Raw genomic sequence first — 16,943 nt, forward strand, 5'->3', positions numbered from 1 at the left:
TGGGAGCTACAAGCTTCAAGCGGCAAGCTGCAAGTTAGAAGCCGGGTAGCGTTTGGCTTGTAGCTTGTAGCTTGTAGCTTGTAGCTTGCAACTTGCAGCTAGACCTCTTTGATCAGATGCGCCGCCAATGTCCGAAGCGGTCCCAACTGGCGGCAAATCAGCGCCAGCTGCGTTTGCACCAGTCGCTGCCCTTCATCAATCTCCTCCGGCATCTGTTCAAGCTCATTGGCCAGCGCCTCCTCTTCATCACTCTGGATCGCGATCGGCTGCTTGCTCGCGAGGCCTTGGGCGATTTCGTCGATGCTGGTCGCCAGTTTCACCCCGGCGCCTTCGATCAGATGCTCGCGCACATCCGCCGGCAGTTGCGTTTCACGGTGCGCACCGAGCCCGGACAGGTAACTGAGCAACGTGTGCGACAGCACCAGGAAGCGGAAGCCGACATCCGCCTCCTTACGGAAATGCCCCGGCTCCATGAGCATGTTCGCCAGTGTCGTCGACAGCGCCGCGTCGGCGTTGTGCGCGTTGCGGCGCGCCAGGCGATAGGCGAGGTCGTCACTTTTGCCGGCGGCGTATTGCTGCATGATCTGGCGCAGGTAGATGCTGTTGCAGGTCAGGGTGTTCGCCAGCACTTTGTTCAGGCGCCGACCCTGCCAGTCCGGCAGGAACAGGAACACCGCCAGCCCGGCAATCAAACTGCCCAGCAAGGTATCGAACAACCGTGGCAGGAACAGCCCGTAGCCATCGCCGACCTGATTGAAGCAGAACAGCACCATGATCGTGATTGCCGCCGTCGCCAGGGTGTAGCGGGTGGTGCGATTGGTGAAGAACACCACGCCGGCAGCAATGGCGAAGCACGATTGCACTACCGGGTTGGGGAACAGATCGAACAGCGCCCAGGCCACCGTCAGGCCAATGGCCGTGCCGATGATCCGCTGGCCGAGCTTACGCCGGGTGGCGCCGTAGTTCGGCTGGCAGACGAACAGCGTGGTGAGGATGATCCAGTAGCCTTGCGACGGGTGGATCAGGTGCACCATGCCGTAGCCGATGCTCAGTGCCAGCGGCAAGCGCAGGGCATGGCGGAACAGCAGCGAGGTCGGCGTCAGTTGTGTACGCAGGCGAATCCACACGTCCTTGAGATTGCGCGGTGAGCGGTCGAGCAGGCTGCTGTCGGTGGCGTCCGCCAGGGCATCGGGGTTGCTGGCATCGCTGAGCAGGCGGTCGAGGGTGCCGAGGTTGGCCGCCAGGGCGCGTAGCGAGCGCAGCAGGCCGCGCCATGCCGGGTTGCTCTGGATGCGTAAATGTTCGAGGGAGGCATGCAGGTCATTCAGGGCTTCGGCGAAACTGGCGTCGTAGATGAACGGCTGGCGCATCTGGATTGACTCGGCCAAGGCCCGGCAGGCCTTGCCTTGCTGGCGCAGCAGGCGCTGGCAGCGGAACAGCACGTCGCTATGGAAAAACGCCTCGGCCAGCGCGTTGTATGGGTAGTGCGAAGAGCTCGCGCGTTCGTGGATGTCCTGCGCGAGGAAATACAACTTCAGATACCGGCTGACTTTCGAGCCCGGTCGGCCGTTGCCGACACGGTGCAGGATGATTTCCTTGGCAGTGTTCAGTGCGGCGACCACCCGGCCATTCTGCTGCGCCAGTTCGAGGCGGCGGGCTTCGACGTCCATCTGCCGGACCGGCTCGAACAGCGAGGATTTCAGCTTCAGGTACAGGCCCAGTTCACGGAACAGCCGCGCCAGACTCTGCTGCACCGGTTGGTTGGAAAACAGCGCCTGCCACAGCACCGACAGCAGGCCATACCACGCCGCGCCGGCGACCAGCAGCATCGGTTCATGCCAGAAATCGGTAACCGCGCCGCCGCGCTGATCGACGCCGATCATCGTGTACACCGACAGAATCAGCGTCGCCGAGGCGATCGCACCGTAACGCTCGCCCAGCGCGCCGAGCATGGTCAGGCCGAAACTGGCCAGCGCCAGGGCCACGGCGAAAATGATCGGGTAGGGAAAGAGCAACTCCACCGACAGCGCGGCGATGCTGAAACACACCAGCGTCACCGCCAGAGCGTTGAGGCGACCCTGCCAACTGTCGTCGGTTTCGGCCAGGGCGCTGGCAATGATGCCGAGGAACAACGGGATTAGCAGGCCCATTTCATCCTGATACCAGCACAGCGCCATGCTGCCGGTCAGGGCGATGAATACCCGCACGCTGTAGCTGAATTTATCCAGCGCCCACAGGCGCCGCAAAGACTGACGAAACGAGGTCGAGGACATGAAGTGCGAAGGCCTTCCGAGGCGATGCCGCTAAATTGAGCCAGTAATGACGCCGACGCAATGGCGCCGAGCACATCTGACAGCAAAAAGTGTTCCTTTTACTTACACCACAAACCAATGTGGGAGCGAGCCTGCTCGCGAAAGCGGAGTGTCATTCAACATTGATGTCGGCTGGTACACCGCATTCGCGAGCAGGCTCGCTCCCACAGGGTTTTGTATGTGGCCTTGAGTTAAGCGTACTGCGCGGCGGCGTAACCAGAGGCCCAGGCCCACTGGAAATTGAAGCCGCCCAGATGCCCGGTGACGTCGAGGACTTCCCCAATAAAGTACAGGCCCGGGCTTTTCAGCGACTCCATGGTCTTCGACGACACCTCGCGGGTGTCGACGCCACCCAGTGTCACCTCAGCCGTGCGATAGCCTTCAGTTCCCGCCGGCACGACCTTCCAGCTGCCAAGCTTCTCGGCAATCTCCGCCAGTTCAGCGTGGGTGTACTGCTTCATCGGTTTGGAGACAAACCAGTTGTCCGCCAGCAGGTTGGCCATCTTCTTGGTGAAGATCTCGCCAAGCAAAGTTTTCAACTCGCTGTTCGGGCGTTCAGCGAGTTGCTGTTGCAACCAGCTCGCCGCGTCGTGATCCGGCAGCAGGTTGATCTCCACCGTGTCGCCGGGCTCCCAGAACGAACTGATCTGCAAGATCGCCGGGCCACTGAGGCCACGATGGGTGAACAGGATGTTCTCGCGAAAGCTCTGGTCATTGCAGCTGACCAGACAATCCACCGAGGTGCCGGACAGCTCTGTGCACAACTCCTTGAGCTGGTCGGTAATGGTGAACGGCACCAGCCCGGCGCGGGTCGGCAGCAGCTCATGGCCGAACTGTTTGGCGACCTGATAACCAAAACCGGTAGCGCCCAGGGTCGGAATCGATAGCCCGCCGGTGGCGATCACCAGCGATTGGCACTGGACCTGGCCGAGGGTGGTGTCGAGCAGATAACCACTGTCGGTTTTTTCGATGGTCTGGATCGAGGTGTCCAGGTGCAGCTCGACGCCGGCCTGATCGCATTCATCAAGGAGCATGCCGAGAATGTCGCTGGATTTGTTATCGCAGAACAACTGGCCGAGTTTCTTCTCGTGGTACGGCACGCCATGTTTGCCGACCAGGCCGATGAAATCCCACTGGGTGTAACGCGCCAGCGCCGATTTGCAGAAATGCGGGTTCTGCGAAAGGAAATTGCTCGGTTCGGTGTACATGTTGGTGAAATTGCAGCGGCCACCGCCGGACATGAGGATTTTCTTGCCGGCCTTGTTCGCGTGGTCGAGCAGCAACACCTGACGCCCGCGCCCGGCGGCGGTCAGGGCACACATCAAGCCGGCCGCGCCAGCGCCAATGATCACGACTTCGGTAGAGCGCAAAACGGTGTCCTCTTGGTGGGTCGCTACAAAACAAACTGTGGGAGCGAGCCTGCTCGCGAAAGCGTTGTGTCATTCAACAATGATGTCGACTGACAGTTTGCATTCGCGAGCAGGCTCGCTCCCACAGGGGATCTCCTATGGATGGAAGATCGCTTACAGAATACGCACGCGCAACGAGCGGCCCTTGATCTTGCCGTCGTTCAGGCGCTGCAAGGCCTGCATGGCCACGGTGCGTTCAACGGCGACGTAGGCCTGGAAATCGAAGATCGCGATCTTGCCGACCTGCGCACCGGGAATGCCCGCTTCGCCGGTCAGTGCGCCAAGAATGTCGCCCGGGCGCACTTTGTCTTTGCGGCCAGCGCCGATGCACAGGGTGGTCATCGGCGGTTGCAGCGGCGCCAGTCCCTGGGACTTGAGGTTGTCGATCTGATCCCAGTTCAGCGGCGCTTTCTGCAGTTGTTCGATGGCTTGCGCACGATGAGCTTCGGACGGCGCGACCAGGCTGATGGCGATGCCTTTCTCGCCCGCGCGACCGGTACGGCCGACGCGGTGGATGTGGATTTCCGAATCGCGCGCCAGCTCGACGTTGATCACCATGTCCAGCGCATCGATATCCAGACCACGGGCCGCGACGTCGGTGGCAACCAGTACCGAGGTGCTGCGGTTGGCGAACATCGCCAGCACCTGATCGCGGTCACGCTGTTCCAGATCGCCGTGCAGGCCTACAGCGGAAATGCCTTTGGCGGTCAGGTGATCGACGGTTTCCTGAACCTGCTGCTTGGTGAAGCAGAACGCCACACAGGACGCCGGACGGAAGTGGTGCAGGACTTTGGTCACCGCGCTCATGCGCTCTTCCGGGGAAATCTCGTAGAAGCGCTGCTCGATCTGCGTGTCGTCGTGGAAGGCTTCAGCCTTGACGGTCTGCGGATCGCGCATGAATTTCGAAGCCAGTTGCTTGATGCCCACAGGGTAGGTCGCGGAGAACAGCAGAGTCTGCCGGCGCTCCGGGGTCTTGATGATGATGTCTTCGATGGCGTCGTAGAAACCCATGTCGAGCATGCGGTCGGCTTCGTCGAGGATCAGCGTGTTCAGGCCATCGAGCACCAGCGAACCCTTGCGCAAGTGCTGCTGAATGCGCCCCGGGGTGCCGACGATGATGTGCGCGCCGTGTTCCAGCGAAGCGATCTGCGGGCCGAACGACACGCCGCCGCACAGGGTCAGGACCTTGATGTTGTCTTCGGCGCGGGCCAGACGGCGGACTTCCTTGGCCACCTGGTCGGCCAGCTCGCGGGTCGGGCAGATCACCAGCGCCTGGCAACCGAAGTAGCGCGGGTTGATCGGGTTGAGCAGGCCGATGCCGAATGCGGCGGTCTTGCCGCTGCCGGTCTTGGCCTGGGCGATCAGGTCCATCCCCTTGAGGATCACCGGCAAGCTCTGCGCCTGGATCGGCGTCATCTGGGCATAACCGAGTGATTCGAGGTTAGCCAGCATGGCGGCGGACAGCGGCAGAGTATTAAAAGCGGTGGCGATGGTGGTCACGGGACTGGCCTGCAAAACAAAATGTCGCGCAGTGTAGCAGCCCCGTGCCGGTTTCCTCGACAGTTCTGGACGAACAGCGATTGAACCCGAGGCAGGGATTACCTGTGGCGAGGGGATTTATCTGTGGCGAGGGGATTTATCCCCGATGGGGTGCGCAGCACCCCCAATACCTGCCACCTCGATTCATCCGGCTGACCGCATCCAACCGTTTTGGGGCTGCTGCGCACCCCAGCGGGGATAAATCCCCTCGCCACAGAAGTTCTTCAGCAGCCACAGATGTCCTCCAGCACAATCAGTGCTCGATGTGCTCCTGTGGCCGTTTCGCCCGTCGGCCGTCTTCCTTGGACAGCTGCGAGAAGATCGTCGCCGCCAGCATCGCCATCACACCGACCGTGACGAAGGTCAGCTGGAACGCACCGAGTACGGTTTCCACGCCATCGTTGCCGACCTTCGCAGTGAAGCCGCCGAGCAGCGCACCGGCGCAAGCCACGCCGAGGCTCAGCGACAACTGCGCGACCACCGACAGCAGACTGTTGCCGCTGCTGGCACTGGCATCGTCGAGGTCGATCAGCGTCACCGTGTTCATCGCGGTGAATTGCAGCGAGTTGATTGCACCCAGCACGGCTAGCAGGCACAGCAGCAGCCAGTACGGCGTCTGCTCGCTGACCAGACCCATGCTCGCCAGCATGATCCCCAGCGCCAGCGTGTTGCCGGTGAGCACGATGCGATAGCCGAGGCGTTCGATCAGCGGCCGCGCGACCCACTTGGCGATCATCGCCGCAGCGGCCAGCGGCAACATGCTCATCCCGGCTTGCGACGGCGAGTAACCCAAGGCCACTTGCAGCAGTAGCGGCACCAGAAACGGCAAAGCGCCGCTGCCCAGTCGCGCGAACAGGTTGCCGAGAATGCCGACGGCAAACGTGCGGGTCTTGAACAATGACGGCGCGAACAACGGGTTTTCGATGTGCCCGGCGCGCAGCCAATACGCCGCCAGACAGGCCATGCCGGCGAACAGCAGCAACATCACCCGCAGGTGCGGCAGGTGCAGTTCGCCAAGGCCTTCCATGGCGATGGTGATGAGGATCATCGCCGCGCCGAACAGCAGAAAGCCGAGGCTATCGAAGCGCGTGCGCTCCGTGCCGCGCAGGTCGGGAATGAACTTCCACACCGCATAACAGCCGATCACCCCGACCGGCAGATTGATCAGGAAGATCCAATGCCACGTCACGTATTCCACCATCCAGCCGCCCATGGTCGGGCCGATCAGCGGGCCGAGCAGGCCGGGAATGGTGATGAAACCCATGATCCGCACCAGTTCCGAGCGCGGATAGGCGCGCAGCACCACCAGCCGCCCGACCGGCAGCATCAGCGCACCGCCGAGGCCCTGAATCACCCGCGCACCGATGAGCATGCTCAGGCTGCTGGACAAAGCGCAGAGCAGCGAGCCGAAGCTGAACAGCAGAATGGCGCCGAAGAAGATTTTCTTGGTGCCGAAGCGGTCGGCGATCCAGCCGGAGGCCGGGATCAGCAGGGCCACGGTGAGCATGTAGGCGATGATCACACCCTGCATGCGCAACGGGTCTTCGGCCAGATCGCTGGCCATGGCCGGCAGCGCGGTGTTGAGGATGGTCCCGTCGAGGGACTGCATGAAGAAGGCGATGGCGACGACCCACGGCAACCAGCGGGCGGTGATGGCGTCGAGAGGCGGGCGGTTGGGCATGGAACCTCGTGTGGGTGGTTAATCCAGAGTTTTGTTCAAACATGAAACCCTGTGGCGAGGGGATTTATCCCCGCTGGGTCGCGCAGCGGCCCCAAAAAAGCGGGACTGCTGCGCAGTCCATCGGGGATAAATCCCCTCGCCACAGTTTCTATTCCAACAGGTGATCCCCTGTGTGCCGGGGATCTTTGTTTTACAGCGTTAGGGTCAACCGGCTGACCAGTGCCCCCGGCAATAGCGCTGACGAGGTATTGCGCTGGCTGTAGGTACTGGCCGACAGCAGCAATTCGCGTTCGGTGGTCAACGCTTCCAGCTGCGAACCGAGCAGGTTATAGGCGCTGTCGTCGAAACGCATGGTGCTGACCGGCGCCTGGATTTCGCCGTTCTCGACCCAGAAGGTCGCGAAGCGGGTCATGCCGGTCATGCGCGCCGCCGGTTGATCCGAGTAGTTCAGGTACCACAGGTTGCTGATGTACAGGCCGGTGCCCAACTGCTTGAGGATCTCTGCTTGCGACAGATCACCGGCGGCCATGTTCAATGCGCTGGGCATCTCGCCGCCACCCGCACCGTTCGCCGCCAGACCATATTCGGCGGCGCTGCGCGAGCCGACCAGTTGATCGCCGGCCCGGCCTTCGATGATCAGACGCAGATCGCTGCGCGGATAACCCTCGGCGGAAAACGCCGGGCTAAGGGATTCGCTGACTTTCTCATCCAGCGACACCAGCGGACTGAACGCCTGATCGCCGACGTAGAGTTTCTGCAACGGACTGCTCTTGCTGGCGATCGACTGCGCCGAGAACCCGCCCCAACTGAGCATGCCCATGATTTCTTCCAGCGCTGCCGGTGCCAGATAGGCGCGGTACTGTCCCGGTGCCAAAGTGCGTAACGGTCGGCCGAGAAACTCCAGCTGTTCGCGGGCCTGGGCGAAACGCCGGGCAAACCCTTCGTCGCTCCAGTCATGCCCGGCGTAGCTGGCCTTCACCGCTTCGCCGTTTTCATGGAACAGGCTGAAGTCGAAGTTGAAACTGTTGGCTTCATGCCAGCCGAACGCGCCGGCGGAACTGGCGAAACCGCGGCTGATCGGGCCGGCAGCATAGAAGCCGACCAGATCGAGACCTTCAGCGGCAGCGCAGATTTGCCCAACGACATCTTCGGTGTCCGGCAGCGGATGCGCTTGTACGTGCGTGCTCTGCCAGCTGTTGTGATTGAGCAGCAGGTACGGATCCTGCGGCAGCAGCGGCAGGGTTTCGCGCAGTTGTTGCAGGCCCTCGGCGAGGCGTTGCAGATCGGCTTCCTGATCCCCGGACAAGGTGATCTGCAGGTCGGCGTGGCGACCGTCGTTGATCAGTTTCAGGCCGACGTTGGCCTGTTGCACTTGCCCGGCCTGGCGCACCTTGGCGTGATTGAAGCGCACGAACGCCGAGGTTTCGGCGGCGTAGCTGAGCGTGAACTGTTCCGGCTCGCGCACGCTGTCGCGCAGCCAGTTGACCATGACGTTGAAGGCGTCGGACTGACGCTTCGAAATGCTCATCAGGCGTCTCCCCCAAACACATCGATGTTGCTGAATACGCAGGCCGGCGAAGCGTGGCCGACGCGAATCACCTGGTTCGGTTCGCCCTTGCCGCAGTTCGGCGTGCCCAGCACCTTGACGGTGTTGGCATCGCCGACGGCGCGCAGGCTCTTCCAGAAGTGCGCGGAAATGGCCCGGTAGTTGGGATTTTTCACCACGCCTTTAAGTTCACCATGCTCGATCAACTGGCCCCATTCGCAGCCGAACTGGAATTTGTTGCGCGCATCGTCGATCGACCACGAGCGATTGGTGCTCATCAGGATGCCGTGCTCGATACCACCGATCATCTGCTCCAGCGTCTGATCGCCCGGCTCGATGTTGAGGTTGGCCATGCGGTCGATCGGTGGCCGGTTCCAGCCGCAGGCGCGGCTGTTGGCAACGCCTTCGAGGCCGGCACGATACTGCGACAGTGCCCCACCCAATGGCCGCAGCAACAGGCCGTCGCGGATCAGGAATTGTTTGCTCGCCGCAGTGCCGTCGTCGTCATGGCCGTAGCTGGCGAGTTCTTCCGGGATGCCCGGGTCGAAGGTTACGTTGAGCAGGTTGGAGCCGTATTGCAGGCTGCCGAAATCGCTGGTCTTGACGAAACTGGTGCCGGCGTAATTGCGCTCATCGCCGAGGATGCGGTCGAGCTCCAGCGGGTGACCGATGGATTCATGGATCTGCAGCATCATCTGATCAGGCATCAGCAGCAGGTCGCGCGGGCCTTGCGGGGTGTTCGGCGCGAGCAGCAGTTGCAGGGCCTGGTCGGCGACTTGCGGACCTGCACCGACCAGACCGCAGCGGCTGATGACATCGGCGCCACCCTGCTGGCCGAAGTTCTCGCGGCCGAGGCTGCGGGTCTGGCTGTCGTTGCCGTCGTAGGCGGTGACGTCGAGGCTCGGATAAACGAAGCGCTGGGCCTGGCGCAATTCGGCGCCGGCGCTGCTCAGGTAGATCTGCTCGACGTTAGTGATGCCGATGCTCACCTGCCAATTGACCAGGCGCTCATCCTTTGGCACCGAGGCGGATTCCGCACCGAGCAGATCGAAGCATTCGCTCAAGGACGGGAAGGGCTGTTCGAGGTTGGGTGAAAAATAATCAGCGCGGTCACTGGAAAGCGTCTGCTCGCGCAGATCGAGCAAGGCGTGCGGCTTGAGCCGGCGGGCCTGTTGCTCGGCGCGCTCGAGAGCGGCTTGCAGGCCTTGTTGCGAGAGGTCATTGGTCGCCGCGTAGGCTTCGACGCCATTAACGCGCACGGTGAGCATTGCGCCTTCATCGCGGCTCAGGCTCGGCGGTTCGGCGACGTTCTTGCGCACCGACAGAAACTGCCCGGACTCGCGCACATACCGCAGGGAAAAAAATTCAGCGCCCGTGCGCAAGGCAGCAAAGCGCTGCTTGAGCTGGGGGTGGAAATCGAACATTCGAGAACCTCCTTGTAATGGAGTAGCGGCATGGCGACAGCGGGGAGGGGTGAAACGGTTACGCGAGGTCTAGAGTAGGCCTGCGTGGGGGTAGGATCAAGTGAAGAGGGGGTGTAGGGGGATTTACTGTGCAGCGGGGGAATTTGTGCTGAATTTGAGGGCCCCTTCGCGAGCAGGCTCGCTCCCACAGTTGAAATGCATTCCAATGTGGGAGCGAGCCTGCTCGCGAAGGTCGCGCCTCGGTCTTACGACTTACTGCGTAACCGGTGTGATATCCCGCATCGGCTTGCCCTTGACCGGGGCGCCGTTCGCCACGTAATAAGCAGCGTTGCTGCGCGGCAGCGGCTTGCGGCCACGGATCTTGTCGGCGATTTTCTCGGCCATCATGATCGTCGGCGCGTTGAGGTTGCCGGTGGTGATGATCGGCATGATCGAGGCATCGACCACGCGCAGGCTCTGCATGCCGTGCACACGACCTTCGCCATCGACCACGGCCATCTCGTCGGTGCCCATCTTGCACGAGCAGGACGGGTGGAACGCGGTTTCGGCGTGCTCGCGGATGAACTTGTCGAGCTGCTCATCGGTTTGCACGTCGATGCCCGGGCTGATTTCGCGACCACGGAACGCGTCGAGGGCCGGCTGCTGCATGATTTCGCGGGTCAGGCGGATGCCGTCGCGAAATTCCTGCCAGTCCTGCTCGGTGGCCATGTAGTTGAAGAGGATGCTCGGGTGCTGGCGCGGGTCCTTGGATTTGACCTGGATGCGACCACGGCTCGGCGAGCGCATGGAACCCATGTGCGCCTGGAAACCGTGTTCTTTCACACCGTTGCTGCCGTTGTAGTTAATCGCCACCGGCAGGAAGTGGTACTGGATGTTCGGCCATTCGAATTCCGGACGCGAACGAATGAAACCGCCGGCCTCGAACTGGTTGCTGGCGCCGATACCGGTGCCGTTGAACAGCCACTCGGCACCGATCGCCGGCTGGTTGTACCAGAGCAGCGATGGATACAGCGAAACCGGTTGGGTGCAGGCGTATTGCAGGTACAGCTCGAGGTGATCCTGCAGGTTTTCACCGACGCCCGGCAGATCGTGGACCACCGGGATGTCGAGGCTTTCCAGCAGTTTCGCCGGGCCGACACCGGAGCGCTGCAGAATCTGCGGCGAAGCGATGGCGCCGGAGCACAGCAGGACTTCCTTGCGCGCCTTGGCTTCAACGCGTTCTTCAGCGTCGCCGATCAGGTAACGCACGCCGACCGCACGCTTGCCTTCAAAGAGAATCTTGTCGGTCAGGGCGTGGGTGACGATGGTCAGGGTCGAACGCTTCTTGGCGATGTCGAGGTAGCCACGGGCGGTGGAAGCACGGCGGCCGTTCGGCGTCACGGTGCGGTCCATCGGGCCGAAGCCTTCCTGCTGGTAACCGTTCAGGTCTTCGGTGCGCGGGTAACCGGCCTGCACGCCGGCTTCAACCATGGCGTGAAACAGCGGGTTGTTGCCGGCTTTCGGCGTGGTCACGCTGACCGGGCCGTCGCCACCGTGGTAATCGTTCGGGCCGATGTCACGGGTTTCGGCTTTGCGGAAGTACGGCAGGCAATCGAGGTACGACCAGTCTTCCAGGCCCGGCAGTTTCGCCCAGCCGTCATAGTCCATGGCGTTGCCACGGATGTAGCACATGCCGTTGATCAGCGAAGAGCCGCCGAGGCCTTTGCCGCGACCGCATTCCATCCGGCGACCGTCCATGTGTGGCTCTGGATCGGTTTCGTAGGCCCAGTTGTAACGACGACCCTGCAGCGGGAACGCCAGCGCAGCGGGCATCTGGGTACGAAAGTCGAGGCGGTAGTCCGGCCCCCCGGCTTCGAGCAGCAGAACGGTGACGCCTTCGTCTTCAGTCAGACGGGTCGCCAGAGTGTTACCGGCCGAGCCGGCGCCGATGATGATGTAATCGAATTCTTGGGACATTGAATGCACCCTCTTTGAAGTTGGTCAGGTCAACTGTGACCGCGCACCTGTGGCGAGGGGATTTATCCCCGTCCGGCTGCGCAGCAGTCGCAGAGTCAGCGACTGGTTCTGTCTGGAGAATTGCAGTGTCTGGAGGGGGGCCGCTTCGCAGCCCGACGGGGATGAATCCCCTCGCCACAAGGGCCCCACCCGGACTCTGAGTCAGATCAGAACACCGAGACGTAATCGCCCAACTCGACCTGTACCGATTTGATGCGCGTGAAGTTGTTCAGCGAGCTGATACCGTTTTCACGGCCAACACCCGACTGCTTGTAGCCACCGACCGGCATTTTTGCGTCGGACTCGCCCCAGGCGTTGATCCAGCAGATACCGGCTTCCAGTTGATGGATCACGCGGTGTGCGCGGTTCAGGTCTTTGGTGACGATACCGGCGGCCAGGCCGAAGTCGGTGTCGTTGGCGCGGCGGATCACTTCTTCTTCGGTTTCGTAGGAGAGGATCGCCATCACCGGGCCGAAGATTTCTTCGCGCACGATGGTCATGTCGTCGGTGCAGTCGGTGAACACGGTTGGCGCTACGAACGCGCCCTTGGCGAATTCGCCGTCGGTCAGGCGACCGCCACCACACAGCACGCGTGCGCCTTCTTCTTTACCCTTGGCGATGTAAGCCAACACGCTTTCCATGTGCGGGAAGCTGACCAGCGGGCCGAAGTTAGTGTTCTCGTCTTCCGGGTTGCCAACGCGGATGCGGGCAACGCGCTCAACGATCTTGGCTTCAAAAGCGGCTTTCAGATGCGCCGGTACGAACACGCGGGTGCCGTTGGTGCAGACCTGACCGGAGCTGTAGAAGTTGGCCATCATTGCCGTGTCGGCGGCGCGATCGAGGTCGGCGTCGTCGAAGATGATCAGCGGCGACTTGCCGCCCAGTTCCATGGTCACGTCCTTGAGCGACGAAGCCGAAGCGCTGGCCATGACTTTCTTGCCAGTGTCGGTGCCACCGGTGAAGGAGATTTTCTCGATGCGCGGGTGCTCGGTCAGCCAGGTGCCGACTTCGCGGCCGCTGCCGGTCAGGACGTTGAACACGCCGTTCGGCACGCCGGCTTCGGTGTAGATCTCGGCCAGTTTCAGAGTAGTCAGCGAAGTGACTTCACTTGGCTTGAAGATCATCGCGTTACCGGCCGCCAGGGCTGGAGCGGATTTCCACAAAGCGATCTGGATCGGGTAGTTCCACGCGCCGATACCGGCGACCACGCCCAGTGGTTCGCGACGGGTGTAAACGAAAGAGGTGTCACGCAGCGGGATCTGCTCGCCTTCGATGGCGGGCACCAGGCCTGCGTAGTATTCCAGCACGTCAGCGCCGGTGACGATGTCGACATACTTGGTTTCGGAGAAGGATTTGCCGGTGTCCAGGGTTTCCAGCGCGGCCAGCTCATCGTTGCGCTCGCGCAGGATGTCGACGGCGCGGCGCAGGATGCGCGAACGCTCCATGGCGGTCATCGCGGCCCAGATTTTCTGGCCCTTTTCGGCGCTGACCACAGCGCGCTCGACGTCGTCTTTGGTCGCACGTTGCACCAGTGCGAGGACTTCACCGTTCGCCGGGTTGATGGCTTCGAAGGTGGCGTCGCTGCCGGCGTCGGTGTACGCGCCATCGATGTAGAGTTTTTGCAGTTCGAAACGGGCCATAGTGTCCTCGCAAGTGCATTGGTGGTTGGCGTTGACCACCGCGATGACGCTGCGGTGGAGTTCAGGGGCCGAGCATTTTCTGTGTGCTCTAGCTCACCTTCTTGGCCAATTGGAAATCCATGTATTCGTAAGCGATCTGTTGCGCCTGCGCCGTGTCGAAAGCGTCTCCCGACAGCGCGCCGCGCAACCACAAACCGTCGATCAAAGCTGCCAGGCCTCGGGCGGCATTGCGCGCATCTTCGAGCGGCAACACACGGCGGAACTGGCAGCACAGGTTGGAATACAGACGGTGATCGTTGATCCGCTGCAACCTGTGCAAAGACGGCTGGTGCATGCTGGTGGCCCAGAAGGCCAGCCAGGTTTTCATTGCCGGGCCATTGACCTGGCTGGCGTCGAAGTTGCCTTCGATGATCACCTGCAGATGCGCCCGTGGGCTGTCATCTGCCAGCGCCTGACGGCGCGCGGTGACGCTCTCGCTGAGGGCGGTCATCAGGTACCGCATCGTGGCGGCGATCAGGCCGTTCTTGTCCTGAAAGTAATGACTGATGATGCCATTCGAGACACCGGCCAAACGGGCGATCAGCGCAATGCTGGCGTCCCCCATTCCGACCTGATCGACCGCTTGCAAAGTGGCTTCGATCAATTGTTGGCGGCGGATGGGTTGCATACCGACCTTGGGCATCTTGCACATCTCCTTAGGCCTTCCGAGGGGCGAATGACGCCGATCGGATTGAGGGCCAGTCTATTTTGTTTTGATTGAACGTTCAATCAACAAAGAATAAGATCTGCGACAATTCGTCGCTGCCTACAGAAAATTCCTACGCGTAATGACGATAAAAACCGACACCTGAAACGGCTCGAAACCTGCGCGGGGCATGGCGCGGTTCGCGATTCGATGGACGTGTTGAAAGGGCAAGACGCTCGGGGCCAGGTTTCGGATGAACGTCCGTCGCCTCTGGCCACGAAAGCGAATACGCAACGCCATTTCGGCAGGTTCGGGCTTTTTTCGGAGTGTCTTTATATCACCCGCCGGTCGGCTGCCAACTAACCGATTGGTCGGGTTCCGTGATGCCTTGTGTTCTTCTCTCGCACTGCCTGGAGCATTTGTGCCATGAGTTCTGCCTCGCTAATAAAGACCCCGCCCGAGAAGGTGACGGTCAACGGTTGGGTGTTCTACACCTCGACCGCGCTGATTCTGTTGTTGACCGCCATTCTGATCATCGCCCCGCAAGAGGCCGGCAGAATGTTGGGCATGGCCCAGGCCTGGTTGTCGCGCAGCTTCGGCTGGTACTACATGGTGGTGATCGCCGCCTACCTGGTGTTCGTGGTCGGTCTGGCGTTTTCCTCGTACGGCAAACTCAAACTGGGCAGCAAGGACGACACCCCGGATTTCAGTTACGGCGCCTGGGCGGGGATGCTGTTCTCGTCGGGCATCGGCATTTCGCTGTTGTACTTCGGCGCGTCCGAGCCGCTGGATCACTATTTCAATCCGCCGGAAGGCACCTCGGCCACGAATATGGCCGCGCGGCAGGCGGTGCAACTGACTTTCCTGCACTGGGGCCTGCACGGCTGGGCGATCTATGCACTGGTCGGCCTGGCCGTGGCGTATTTCGCCTATCGGCATAACCAGCCGCTGGCGCTGCGTTCGGCGCTGTATCCGCTGGTCGGCGAGCGCTGGGTCAAAGGCGCGGCCGGGCACGCGGTGGACGGCTTCGGCATGTTCGTGACCCTGCTGGGTCTGGTGACCAACCTGGGGATTGGCTCGCTGCAAGTGTCGTCCGGGCTGGAAAACCTGTTCGGCATGGAGCACAGCAACACCAACCTGCTGATCGTCATCATCGTCATGAGCACCGTGGCGACCATCGCTGCCGTGTCGGGCGTGGAAAACGGCATTCGGCGTCTGTCCAACCTGAACATCGTGCTGTTCAGCGGCCTGCTGATTTTCGTCCTGCTGTTCGGCCCGACCCTGCACCTGCTCAACGGCTTCGTGCAGAACATCGGTGACTACCTCAACGGCGTGGTGCTGAAGACCTTCGACCTGTACGTCTATGAAGGCGACAGCGCCAAGTCCGATCGCTGGCTGGGCCTGTGGACGCTGTTCTACTGGGCCTGGTGGATTTCCTGGGCGCCATTCGTGGGCATGTTCATCGCACGGATTTCCCGTGGCCGCAGCGTGCGTGAACTGGTCGCTGGCGTGCTGCTGATTCCGCTGGGCTTCACCTTGGCGTGGCTGTCGATCTTCGGCAACTCGGCGCTGGATCTGGTGATGAATCAGGGCGCGGTGGAGCTGGGCAAGACGGCGCTGGAACAGCCGTCGATGGCGATCTATCAGTTGCTTGAGCATTACCCGGCGTCGAAAGTCGTCATCGGTGTGTCGATCTTCGTCGGCTTCGTGCTGTTCCTGACCCCGGCCGATTCCGGCGCGGTGATGATGGCGAATCTTTCCTGCAAGGGCGGCAACGTCGACGAAGACGCGCCGCACTGGCTGCGGATCTTCTGGTCGGTGGTGATCACCCTGGTGACCATCGGCCTGCTGTTCGCCGGCAACTTCGAAGCCATGCAGACCATGGTCGTGCTGGCCGGCCTGCCGTTCTCGGTGGTGCTGATCTGCTTCATGTTCGGCCTGCACAAGGCGATGCGCCAGGACGTGCAGATCGAACAGGAGCAAGCGCAACTGGCCGAGCGCGGACGCCGTGGTTTCAGCGAGCGCCTGACGCAACTTGATCTGCAGCCGAGCCAATCGGTGGTGCAGCGCTTCATGGACAAGCATGTCACCCCGGCGCTGGAAGATGCAGCGGCGCAATTGCGCAATCAGGGCATTGAAGTGCAAACGCTGCTGGGCAAGGCCAAGCGTTGCATGGGCGTGCGGGTCGAGATGGAAGAGGGCAACCCTTTCGTTTACGAAGTGAGCCTGGACGGTTATCTGGCGACCCCGACCGAATCGGCGCAATCAGATGAAGCGCGTCAGCGTTACTACCGTGCCGAGGTGTATCTGCACAATGGCAGTCAGGACTACGACTTGATGGGCTTCACTCCTGAGCAGATTACGCGGGATGTGCTGGATCAGTTTGAAAGCCATCGGCAGTTGTTGGGGCGGGTTTATAGCTAAAGTCAAAAGCCTGCCCTCACCCCAGCCCTCTCCCGGAGGGAGAGGGAGCTGACCGAGGTGTCTTGCGCTATACGCCGACCTGGAAGACCGAGTCGATTATGGGTTTGGAACCCGACCGGAAGCTTCTCCAAGCCTGAGTTCGACTCGATTTCTCAGGTCGATGTAGCTCGAAAGTTCAACTGGGTCAGTCCCCTCTCCCTCTGGGAGAGGGCTAGGGTGAGGGGCTTTTCCCTGACCCAATAAAAAGGGATCGCTCACCGCGATCCCTTTTTTTATCCCACCTGGCGC

Annotated in this window: 10 protein-coding genes; 1 reads left to right on the top strand and 9 read right to left on the bottom strand. The window is 61.6% G+C overall.

The window, feature by feature from the left end; genetic code table 11:
• Positions 1-98 precede the first annotated feature (98 nt).
• The 9 genes from yccS to betI form a co-directional block, all read right to left on the bottom strand.
• A complete protein-coding gene (gene yccS / locus KVG85_RS21845; RefSeq protein WP_217865020.1) occupies positions 99-2,273 on the bottom strand; it encodes a YccS family putative transporter in 2,175 nt (724 codons plus the stop codon).
• Between the two features lie 230 nt (positions 2,274-2,503).
• Positions 2,504-3,682, bottom strand: a complete 1,179-nt coding sequence (locus tag KVG85_RS21850; RefSeq protein ID WP_217865021.1) for a BaiN/RdsA family NAD(P)/FAD-dependent oxidoreductase — start codon at positions 3,680-3,682, stop codon at positions 2,504-2,506.
• A gap of 153 nt (positions 3,683-3,835) precedes the next feature.
• A complete protein-coding gene (dbpA, locus tag KVG85_RS21855) occupies positions 3,836-5,221 on the bottom strand; it encodes an ATP-dependent RNA helicase DbpA (RefSeq protein WP_024014613.1) in 1,386 nt (461 codons plus the stop codon).
• A gap of 292 nt (positions 5,222-5,513) precedes the next feature.
• Positions 5,514-6,941: a multidrug transporter subunit MdtD gene (gene mdtD, locus KVG85_RS21860; protein WP_042606617.1), complete on the bottom strand. Its 1,428-nt coding sequence runs from the start codon at positions 6,939-6,941 to the stop codon at positions 5,514-5,516.
• Positions 6,942-7,131: 190 nt separating this feature from the next.
• A complete protein-coding gene (locus tag KVG85_RS21865) occupies positions 7,132-8,469 on the bottom strand; it encodes a TldD/PmbA family protein (RefSeq protein WP_217865022.1) in 1,338 nt (445 codons plus the stop codon).
• Positions 8,469-9,911, bottom strand: a complete 1,443-nt coding sequence (locus tag KVG85_RS21870; RefSeq protein ID WP_071173866.1) for a TldD/PmbA family protein — start codon at positions 9,909-9,911, stop codon at positions 8,469-8,471. Before KVG85_RS21870 ends, KVG85_RS21865 begins: the two co-directional genes overlap by 1 nt.
• Positions 9,912-10,163: 252 nt before the next feature.
• The gene (gene betA / locus KVG85_RS21875) at positions 10,164-11,867 is read right to left on the bottom strand and encodes a choline dehydrogenase (protein ID WP_016772801.1); all 1,704 of its coding nucleotides are present in this window, start codon (positions 11,865-11,867) and stop codon (positions 10,164-10,166) included.
• A 206-nt stretch (positions 11,868-12,073) separates the two neighbouring features.
• Positions 12,074-13,546, bottom strand: a complete 1,473-nt coding sequence (gene betB, locus KVG85_RS21880; RefSeq protein WP_217865023.1) for a betaine-aldehyde dehydrogenase — start codon at positions 13,544-13,546, stop codon at positions 12,074-12,076.
• A gap of 88 nt (positions 13,547-13,634) precedes the next feature.
• Positions 13,635-14,228: a transcriptional regulator BetI gene (gene betI, locus KVG85_RS21885; protein WP_024014607.1), complete on the bottom strand. Its 594-nt coding sequence runs from the start codon at positions 14,226-14,228 to the stop codon at positions 13,635-13,637.
• Between the two features lie 486 nt (positions 14,229-14,714).
• On the opposite strand from betI, the gene KVG85_RS21890 reads away from it, so the two are divergent.
• Positions 14,715-16,655 (top strand): BCCT family transporter, encoded by a 1,941-nt coding sequence (locus tag KVG85_RS21890; RefSeq protein ID WP_223630511.1) that lies wholly within the window; start codon positions 14,715-14,717, stop codon positions 16,653-16,655.
• Positions 16,656-16,943 lie beyond the last annotated feature (288 nt).

Source organism: Pseudomonas triticicola, assembly GCF_019145375.1.
In the GTDB taxonomy this organism is placed as follows: Bacteria; Pseudomonadota; Gammaproteobacteria; order Pseudomonadales; family Pseudomonadaceae; genus Aquipseudomonas; species Aquipseudomonas triticicola.

Coding starts and splice junctions, on each gene's coding strand:
- yccS (WP_217865020.1), bottom strand. CDS start 2,273: ATGTCCTCGACCTCGTTTCGTCAGTCTTTGCGGCGCCTGTGGGCGCTG.
- mdtD (WP_042606617.1), bottom strand. CDS start 6,941: ATGCCCAACCGCCCGCCTCTCGACGCCATCACCGCCCGCTGGTTGCCG.
- KVG85_RS21865 (WP_217865022.1), bottom strand. CDS start 8,469: ATGAGCATTTCGAAGCGTCAGTCCGACGCCTTCAACGTCATGGTCAAC.
- KVG85_RS21870 (WP_071173866.1), bottom strand. CDS start 9,911: ATGTTCGATTTCCACCCCCAGCTCAAGCAGCGCTTTGCTGCCTTGCGC.
- betA (WP_016772801.1), bottom strand. CDS start 11,867: ATGTCCCAAGAATTCGATTACATCATCATCGGCGCCGGCTCGGCCGGT.
- betB (WP_217865023.1), bottom strand. CDS start 13,546: ATGGCCCGTTTCGAACTGCAAAAACTCTACATCGATGGCGCGTACACC.
- betI (WP_024014607.1), bottom strand. CDS start 14,228: ATGCCCAAGGTCGGTATGCAACCCATCCGCCGCCAACAATTGATCGAA.